Raw genomic sequence first — 8428 nt, 5'->3', positions numbered from 1 at the left:
AACGACCACTCGCGATTCGTCAGATCCCCCCGACCCATGACCGAACCAACGAGCGACCAGTCAGAAGGTCACATGATCCGCCGGACAGAACCTAGCCCGTGCACGCCCCGGGGACCGCCGACGCGTGCGAACGTCCCCGGCGCCGGACGGCGCGGGCGGCTTCTGCCTCGGAGGGCGCCAGACCTACCGCCTGTGCCGCCCGCCCGTCGGCGGTCAAGGCGCGCAGGGCGCTCGCCGCCTCGGCGGCTTGCCGCGCACACCCGGAGGCATCCGCGTACTCGATGTACCCGTACCGGGCGGACGGCCGTGGATCGATCAGAGCGATGATCCGATCCCGGACCGTACCGAGGTCGCAACGAGCAGCGTGCGTGAACATCTCGTTCACGTCCCACGCCTGGGAGGACTACACCAACTGGGCCGAGCGACCGCAAGATGGTCAAGCGCATCAACAAGCTCATCGACGACACCATGCGCGATCCCTTCAAGGGCATCGGCAAGCCGGAGCCCCTGCAGGGTGACCTGTCGGGCTACTGGTCTCGGAGGATCGACGACACGCACCGACTCGTGTACAAGCCGACCGGAGAGCACCCAACCGCTCGTCCCGTTCGCAGCAGTGGACCGAGCCGGCAGCGGAGTGCGGGTGCCCCGGCGTGCGGAAGAGGCAGAGCCGAGGTCCCGCTCGATGCCTTCCATCCACGGCACCGATCAGGCGATACGGCCAATCTCGGCTATGACCCTCATGTCGCCCGGCCGTGTCCCCTGCGTGTCCCCTGGCTCTTGGTCGGAACGAATAAACGGGGGTCCCCACCCTGGGGTGGGCCCCCCGCTCTCGCGTATCCGCAGGTAGAAACGGTTCCCTGGGAGAACCTTGGGGTGGGGCGGGTGGGACTCGAACCCACGGCCGACGGATTATGAGTCCGCTGCTCTAACCGGCTGAGCTACCGCCCCATAGCGGCGTGTCGCGTACATGTGTGCGCGCCGTCTGCCGCAGCATAGCCGCTCATACGATCTCCTGCCTCGGCTGGTCGGCTCACCACGGCACCTTCATGACCTTGAGACTCCGCAGCGTGCCGCGTGGTTCCCGGGTCGTGCGGAGAGTTGTGGGGCGGGGGCGGGGACGGCACCCGGGCACATGAAAAAGGACCCCGAAGGGCCCTCGTTCACCATGCTCCCCCGACTGGACTCGAACCAGTAACCTGCCGGTTAACAGCCGGCTGCTCTGCCAATTGAGCTACGGAGGACCGAGCTCCCCGGACTGGACTCGAACCAGTAACCTGCCGGTTAACAGCCGGCTGCTCTGCCAATTGAGCTACCGAGGAAGGTCTCGTATCGCATCGAACGCGTCTGCCTGGGTATTCGCCAGGGGGCGCGCGCTCGCTGCGACACATACATTAGCGCAAGCAGGGGGGTGCTCCGCCAATCGGTACTCCCCCGCACCGTCAGAGCTAGGCAAGGGAAGGTGGCCGCCATGCGTTACCGGCTCACATTCGTCGTCGGACTCGCCGTCGGTTACGTGCTCGGCACCAAGGCCGGGCGCGAGCGTTACGAGCAGTTGCGGCAGTCCGCGCGGCAGGTCGCACAGAACCCGGCCGTCCGCAACACCGCCGAGTCGGCGGCCCAGCAGGGACGGCACTTCGCGGACAAGGCGTACCACGTGATGAGCGACAAGGTCGGCGACCGGATGCCCGACTCGGTCGCCGCGCGGGTGCGGTCGCTGCGCGAGCGCAGTGCCAACGGCAGCGCCTCGGACGACTGGGGCACCAGCAACACCTGAGGCACCTGCCCCCACCCGGTACGGACACCTCCGCGCGTGCGGCAGAATTTCCGCATGGGGATAGTCGCCGGGTTGGACAGTGCGCCCGATTTCACTCGTATCGTCGTCTGTGATGCGGACACCGGTGCCGTGCTCCGGCAGGGATACGCGCCGCATCCGGTGGAGGGCCCCGAGGGCGGGGGCCGCCCCAGCGATGTCGACCCGCAGGCCTGGCTGCTGTCCCTGGGCGAGGCCGCGGGCGGCGGGCTGCTGGAGGGTGTGCAGGCCATCGGGGTCTCGGCCCAGGCCAACTCGGTGGTGCCGCTGGACTCCCAGGGCAACACCGTGCGCCCGGCCATGGTGGGCGGCGACAAGCGCTCACAGGTGGCCGCGGCCGATCTGATCGACGCGCTCGGCGGGCGCGAGGCGTGGGCGCAGTCCGTGGGCTGTGTGCCGCAGGCCGCGCAGCCGGTGACCAAGCTGCGCTGGCTGGCCCGGACCGAGCCCGAGGCCGCCGCGCGGACCGCCGTGCTCCTCCAGGCGCACGACTGGCTGGTGTGGCAGCTGCTGGGGCGGCCGGCCCGCAGGACCACCGACCGGGGCGGCGCCTCCGGGACCGGGTACTGGTCGGCGGCGACCGGCGGCTACCGGCCCGATCTGGTCGAACTGGCGCTCGGACACCAGGCGATGCTGCCGGAGGTGATCGGCCCGGCGGACGCCGCCGGCACGACGCCGGAGGGCCTGCTGATCTCCGCCGGGACCGGCGAGACGATGGCCGCGGCCTTCGGGCTCGGCATCGGGCTCGGGGACGCGGTGGTCTCCCTCGGCGCCTCCGGGTCGGTGATGGCCGTGCACCCCGAGGCGCTCGTGGACCGCACCGGCATGATCACCTCCCTGGCGGACGCCACCGGCATGCACCTGCCGGTCGTCACCACCCTGAACGCGGTGCGGACCCTGCGCGGCACCGCCGAACTGCTCGGCCTGCCGGACCTGGAGAGCCTGTCCGACCTGGCGATGAAGTCCACGCCCGGCGCGCACGGGCTGGTGCTGCTGCCGTATCTGGAGGGTGAGCGCACCCCGAACCTGCCGCACACCGCCGGGACGCTGCACGGGCTGCGGCGCGAGTCGATGAAGCCCGAGCATCTGGCGCGGGCCGCGTTCGAGGGCATGCTGTGCGGTCTCGCCGACGCCCTGGACGTGCTGCGCGGCCGGGGTGTGGACGTGCGGCGGGTGTTCCTGCTGGGCGCGGCGGCCGAGCTGCCGGCCGTGCAGGCGGCGGCGCCGGCGCTGTTCGGGGTCCAGGTCGTCGTACCGCAGCCGGCGGACTACGCGGCGATCGGCGCGGCCCGGCAGGCGGCCTGGGCGCTGGGCGTGTCGCAGGGCACGCTGGACCCGCGCACTCCCCCGGCCTGGCAGGGCGCGGTCGCGCAGGTGCTGGAGCCGGGCGAGGAGCTGGCCGTGGGGCAGGCGGTGCGGCAGCAGTTCGTGTCGGTGCGGGAGCAGACGCACCCGGGGGCGCTGCACGCGTGAGCGCTCCGCCGGTGCGGTTGGACGCGCGAAGCTGTCGGCTTAATCGGTTGAGGTAACGCGGGTGGAGTGTTCGACGATAGGGGCCAAGGGCAACCAATCGCCCCTGTCGCCGACCCCGAGAGACCCAGCGTGCTCATACGACTCCTGCGGACCTATCTCAGGCCCTACAAGAAACCCATCGCCCTGCTGGTGGTCCTGCAGTTCCTGCAGACCTGCGCCAGCCTCTACCTGCCCACCCTGAACGCGGACATCATCGACAACGGTGTCGTCAACGGCGACTCCGGCTACATCCTGGGCTACGGCGCTCTGATGATCGGCATCTCGCTGGTGCAGGTCGTGTGCAACATCGGTGCCGTCTACTACGGCGCCCGTACCGCCTCCGCGCTCGGCCGGGACGTGCGGGGCGCCGTCTTCGACCGGGTGCAGTCCTTCTCCGCGCGCGAGGTCGGCACCTTCGGCGCGCCCTCGCTGATCACTCGGACGACGAACGACGTGCAGCAGGTCCAGATGCTGGCCCTGATGACGTTCACCCTGATGGTGTCGGCGCCGATCATGTGCGTCGGCGGCATCGTGATGGCGCTCGGCCTGGACGTGCCGCTGTCCGGGGTGCTCGTCGGCGTGGTGCCGGTGCTGGCGATCTGCGTGACGCTGATCGTGCGCAGGCTGCGGCCCCTGTTCCGGTCCATGCAGGAGCGCCTGGACACGGTGAACCGGGTGCTGCGCGAGCAGATCAGCGGCAATCGCGTCATCCGCGCCTTCGTGCGGGACGAGTACGAGCAGCGGCGGTTCCGGAAGGCCAACTCCGATCTGACGGACGTGGCGCTGGGCACCGGCAATCTGCTCGCGCTGATGTTCCCGGTGGTCATGACGGTGGTGAACCTGTCGTCGATCGCCGTGGTGTGGTTCGGCGCCCACCGGATCGAGAGCGGCGGGATGCAGATCGGTGACCTGACCGCGTTCCTGGCCTATCTGATGCAGATCGTCATGTCCGTGATGATGGCCACCTTCATGTTCATGATGGTGCCGCGCGCGGAGGTGTGCGCCGAGCGGATCCAGGAGGTCCTGGGGACCGAGAGCAGCGTGGTGCCGCCCCTGGCGCCGGTCACCGAGCTGCGCCGGCACGGGCACCTGGAGATCCGGGGCGCGGGCTTCCGCTACCCGGGGGCCGAGGAGCCGGTGCTGAAGGACATCGACCTGGTGGCCCTGCCGGGCGAGACGACCGCCGTCATCGGCTCGACCGGCAGCGGCAAGTCCACGCTGCTCGGGCTGGTGCCCCGGCTGTTCGACGCCACGGACGGGGAGGTGCTGGTCGACGGGGTGGACGTGCGCACCGTCGATCCGAGGACGCTGGCCCGCCTGGTGAGCCTGGTGCCGCAGAAGCCGTACCTCTTCGCGGGCACCGTCGCGACCAATCTGCGCTACGGGAATCCCGACGCCACCGACGAGGAGCTGTGGCACGCGCTGGAGGTGGCGCAGGCCAGGGAGTTCGTGGAGCGGCTGGAGGGCGGGCTCGACGCGCCGATCTCGCAGGGCGGCACCAATGTGTCCGGCGGTCAGCGGCAGCGGCTCTCGATCGCCCGGACGCTGGTGCAGCGCCCGGAGATCTACCTCTTCGACGACTCGTTCTCGGCGCTCGACTACGCCACCGACGCCGCGCTGCGCGCCGCGCTCTCCCGGGAGACGGCCGAGGCCACCGTGGTGATCGTCGCGCAGCGCGTGGCGACGATCCGGGACGCCGACCGGATCGTCGTGCTGGACGAGGGGCGGGTGGTCGGCGTGGGCCGGCACCACGAGCTGATGGCGGACAACGAGACCTACCGGGAGATCGTGCTCTCCCAGCTGACGGAAGCGGAGGCTGCCTGATGGCGGGGCCTGGCGGTCGGATGATGGCCGGGGGCGGCCCCGACCAGCGTTCGATGGACTTCAAGGGGTCGGGCAAACGGCTGGTCGGCCGGTTCCGGCCGGAGCGGGCGACGATCGGCGCGCTGCTGGCCTGCGTGGTGTTCAGCGTCGGCCTCAGCGTGGTCGGGCCGAAGATCCTCGGCAGGGCCACCGACCTGGTCTTCGCGGGCATCGTCGGGCGGGAGATGCCGTCCGGCGCCACGAAGGAGCAGGTCCTCGAGGCCATGCGGGAGCGCGGTGACGGCGCCGTCGCCGACATGCTCCGCAGCACGGACTTCACGCCGGGCCAGGGCATCGACTTCGGTGCAGTCGGCGAGGTGCTGCTGCTGGCACTGGCGGTGTTCGGCGCGGCCGGGCTGCTGATGGCGGTGGCGACCCGGCTGGTGAACCGGGCGGTCAACCGGACCATGTTCCGGATGCGCGAGGACGTGCAGACGAAGCTGTCGCGGCTGCCGCTGTCGTACTTCGACAAGCGTCAGCGCGGCGAGGTGCTGTCCCGGGCGACGAACGACATCGACAACATCGGGCAGACGCTCCAGCAGTCGATGGGCCAGCTGATCAACTCGCTGCTGACCATCGTCGGCGTGCTGATCATGATGTTCTACGTCTCCTGGATCCTGGCGCTGGTCGCGCTGGTGACGGTGCCGCTGTCCTTCACGGTGGCCACGCGGGTCGGCAGGCGGTCGCAGCCGCACTTCGTGCAGCAGTGGCGCTCGACGGGGCAGCTGAACGCGCACATCGAGGAGATGTACACCGGGCACGCGCTGGTGAAGGTGTTCGGCCGGCAGGAGGAGTCGGCGCGGCAGTTCGCCGAGCAGAACGACGCGCTGTACGAGGCCGGGTTCAAGGCGCAGTTCAACAGCGGGATCATGCAGCCGCTGATGATGTTCGTGTCGAACCTGAACTACGTGCTCGTCGCGGTCGTCGGCGGTCTGCGGGTGGCCTCGGGCTCGCTGTCCATCGGTGACGTGCAGGCCTTCATCCAGTACTCCCGGCAGTTCTCGATGCCGCTGACGCAGGTCGCGTCGATGGCGAACCTGGTGCAGTCGGGCGTGGCGTCGGCGGAGCGGGTCTTCGAGCTGCTGGACGCCGAGGAGCAGTCGGCGGACCCGGTCCCGGGCGTGCGGCCCGCGGAGCTGCGCGGGCGGGTGGAGCTGGAGCACGTGTCCTTCCGCTACGACCCGGAGAAGCCGCTGATCGAGGACCTCTCGCTGACGGTGGAGCCGGGCCACACGGTCGCCATCGTCGGCCCGACGGGCGCCGGCAAGACCACGCTGGTCAATCTGCTGATGCGGTTCTACGAGGTGTCCGGCGGCCGGATCACCCTGGACGGCGTCGACATCGCGGGGATGTCCCGCGACGAGCTGCGGGCCGGGATCGGCATGGTGCTCCAGGACACCTGGCTGTTCGGCGGGACGATCGCGGAGAACATCGCGTACGGCGCCTCGCGGGAGGTCACCCGCGGTGAGATCGAGGAGGCCGCCCGGGCCGCGCACGCCGACCGGTTCGTGCGGACGCTGCCCGACGGCTACGACACCGTGATCGACGACGAGGGCACGGGCGTGAGCGCCGGTGAGAAGCAGCTCATCACCATCGCGCGGGCGTTCCTGTCCGACCCGGTGATCCTGGTGCTGGACGAGGCGACGTCGTCCGTGGACACCCGTACCGAGGTGCTGATCCAGAAGGCGATGGCCAAGCTGGCGCACGGGCGGACCTCGTTCGTCATCGCGCACCGGCTCTCCACCATCCGGGACGCGGACACCATCCTCGTCATGGAGAACGGGTCGATCGTCGAGCAGGGCGCGCACGCGGACCTGCTGGCGGCCGACGGTGCCTACGCGCGGCTGTACAAGGCGCAGTTCGCGCAGGCCGTGGCCGAGGTCGACGGCTGAGCCGCCGGGGCCCGGTACGCCGCCGGGCCCCCTGGTCAGTCCAGATAGCCCCGGAGCTGGTCCGCGTAGGCGTGGTCGCGGAGCTTGTTGAGGGTCTTGGACTCGATCTGGCGTATCCGCTCGCGGGTCACGCCGAAGATGCGGCCGATCTCCTCGAGGGTGCGGGGGCGGCCGTCGACCAGGCCGTAGCGGAGCTGGACGACCTTGCGCTCGCGTTCGCCGAGGGTGGAGAGCACGGCCTCGAGGTGTTCGCGCAGCAGCAGGAACGCGGCGGACTCGACGGGGCTGGTGGCGTCGCCGTCCTCGATCAGGTCGCCGAGGGCGACGTCGTCCTCCTCGCCGACGGGGGCGTGCAGGGAGACGGGCTCCTGGGCCAGGCGCAGCACCTCGCCGACGCGCTCCGGGGGCAGGTCCAGCTGGGCGGCGACCTCCTGCGGGGTCGGCTCGTAGCCGCGTTCCTGGAGCATGCGGCGCTGCACGCGCACGACGCGGTTGATCAGCTCCACGACGTGCACCGGGACGCGGATGGTGCGGGCCTGGTCGGCCAGGGCGCGGGACATGGCCTGGCGGATCCACCAGGTGGCGTACGTGGAGAACTTGTAGCCGCGGGCGTAGTCGAACTTCTCCACGGCCCGGATCAGGCCCAGGTTGCCCTCCTGGACCAGGTCGAGCATGGTCAGCCCGCGTCCGACGTACCGCTTGGCCACCGACACGACGAGCCGCAGGTTGGCCTCGATCAGGCGGCGCTTGGCGAGGCGGCCCAGGACGACGAGCCGGTCGAGGTCCAGGGCGAGGCTGCTGTCCAGGTCGGGGGTGAGGCGCAGCTTCTCCTCGGCGAACAGCCCGGCCTCCACGCGGCGCGCGAGGTCGACCTCCTCGGCCGCGGAGAGCAGCGGGATCCGGCCGATCTCGCGCAGGTACTGGCGGAACAGGTCGGCGGAGGGCCCGCCGGTCTCGGTGCGGGTGGGCCGCGACGGCTCGACGGGCTCGACCGGCTCGCCGGGGCCGTCGGCGGGGCCGGGAGGCTCCTCGGCCGCTTCGGGGGGCGCGGGCTCCGGGTCGTGCACGGCGCGGTGCCGCGCGGCCATGGCGAGGAGGGCGCCGGTGTCCGCGTCCGGCTCCGCGCCGTCGGTATGCGCGTCGGTCTGGGTGAGGGTCTGGGTCTGCACGGGGGCGACCTCCAGGATGGACGCTGCCGGCGGGGGCGGCAGCGGTACTTCGGGGGCGGAGCCGGCGCGCTCGCCGCCGTCCGTCCCGTACGTGGGGAACGCGGCCGGGGGATCCCGGGCGCCGCCGGGGAAGGACCGGCCGGATCCCGGGGCACCGCCCTCAGTGTGGGGTACGACACATC

The 8428-nt window shown here is 71.0% G+C and carries 4 protein-coding genes, 3 tRNA genes and 2 pseudogenes; 5 read left to right on the top strand and 4 right to left on the bottom strand.

From position 1 onward, the window contains the following. Positions 1-368: 368 nt before the first annotated feature. A pseudogene (locus tag AB0E77_RS18665) lies at positions 369-579 on the top strand (Txe/YoeB family addiction module toxin); the annotation flags it as partial. A gap of 295 nt (positions 580-874) precedes the next feature. Here AB0E77_RS18665 and AB0E77_RS18660 read toward each other — a convergent pair. The 3 genes from AB0E77_RS18660 to AB0E77_RS18650 form a co-directional block, all read right to left on the bottom strand. Next, positions 875-948 (bottom strand) — tRNA-Ile (locus tag AB0E77_RS18660). Between the two features lie 220 nt (positions 949-1168). Then, positions 1169-1241, bottom strand: a tRNA-Asn gene (locus AB0E77_RS18655). A 5-nt stretch (positions 1242-1246) separates the two neighbouring features. After that, positions 1247-1319 (bottom strand) — tRNA-Asn (locus AB0E77_RS18650). Between the two features lie 149 nt (positions 1320-1468). Between AB0E77_RS18650 and AB0E77_RS18645 the strand changes: the two genes are divergently transcribed. The 4 genes from AB0E77_RS18645 (at position 1469) to AB0E77_RS18630 (ending at position 7077) form a co-directional block, all read left to right on the top strand. Next, positions 1469-1774, top strand: a complete 306-nt coding sequence (locus tag AB0E77_RS18645) for a YtxH domain-containing protein (protein ID WP_361571703.1) — start codon at positions 1469-1471, stop codon at positions 1772-1774. Between the two features lie 54 nt (positions 1775-1828). Continuing rightward, positions 1829-3283 carry an FGGY family carbohydrate kinase gene (locus tag AB0E77_RS18640; protein ID WP_361571700.1) on the top strand — a complete coding sequence of 485 codons (1455 nt, stop codon included), beginning with the start codon at positions 1829-1831 and terminating at the stop codon, positions 3281-3283. Between the two features lie 129 nt (positions 3284-3412). Next, positions 3413-5146: an ABC transporter ATP-binding protein gene (locus AB0E77_RS18635; protein WP_361571697.1), complete on the top strand. Its 1734-nt coding sequence runs from the start codon at positions 3413-3415 to the stop codon at positions 5144-5146. Next, entirely contained in the window at positions 5146-7077 is a 1932-nt protein-coding gene (locus AB0E77_RS18630; RefSeq protein WP_361571695.1) for an ABC transporter ATP-binding protein, read from the top strand. The genes AB0E77_RS18635 and AB0E77_RS18630 overlap by 1 nt, the downstream gene beginning before the upstream one ends. Before the next feature lie 35 nt (positions 7078-7112). On the opposite strand, the pseudogene AB0E77_RS18625 reads toward AB0E77_RS18630, so the two are convergent. Next, a pseudogene (locus AB0E77_RS18625) lies at positions 7113-8336 on the bottom strand (RNA polymerase sigma factor); the annotation flags it as partial. Between the last annotated feature and the right edge of the window lie 92 nt (positions 8337-8428).

Source organism: Streptomyces sp. NPDC032940 (genome assembly GCF_040636935.1).
In the GTDB taxonomy this organism is placed as follows: Bacteria; Actinomycetota; Actinomycetes; order Streptomycetales; family Streptomycetaceae; genus Streptomyces.
The sequence above is the reverse complement of the archived record's forward strand: the minus strand, read 5'-3'. Positions and strand labels throughout refer to the sequence as shown.

Excerpts from the sequence above, each read along its gene's own strand:
- AB0E77_RS18640 (WP_361571700.1), top strand. The coding sequence starts at position 1,829 with ATGGGGATAGTCGCCGGGTTGGACAGTGCGCCCGATTTCACTCGTATC.
- AB0E77_RS18645 (WP_361571703.1), top strand. The coding sequence starts at position 1,469 with ATGCGTTACCGGCTCACATTCGTCGTCGGACTCGCCGTCGGTTACGTG.
- AB0E77_RS18630 (WP_361571695.1), top strand. The coding sequence starts at position 5,146 with ATGGCGGGGCCTGGCGGTCGGATGATGGCCGGGGGCGGCCCCGACCAG.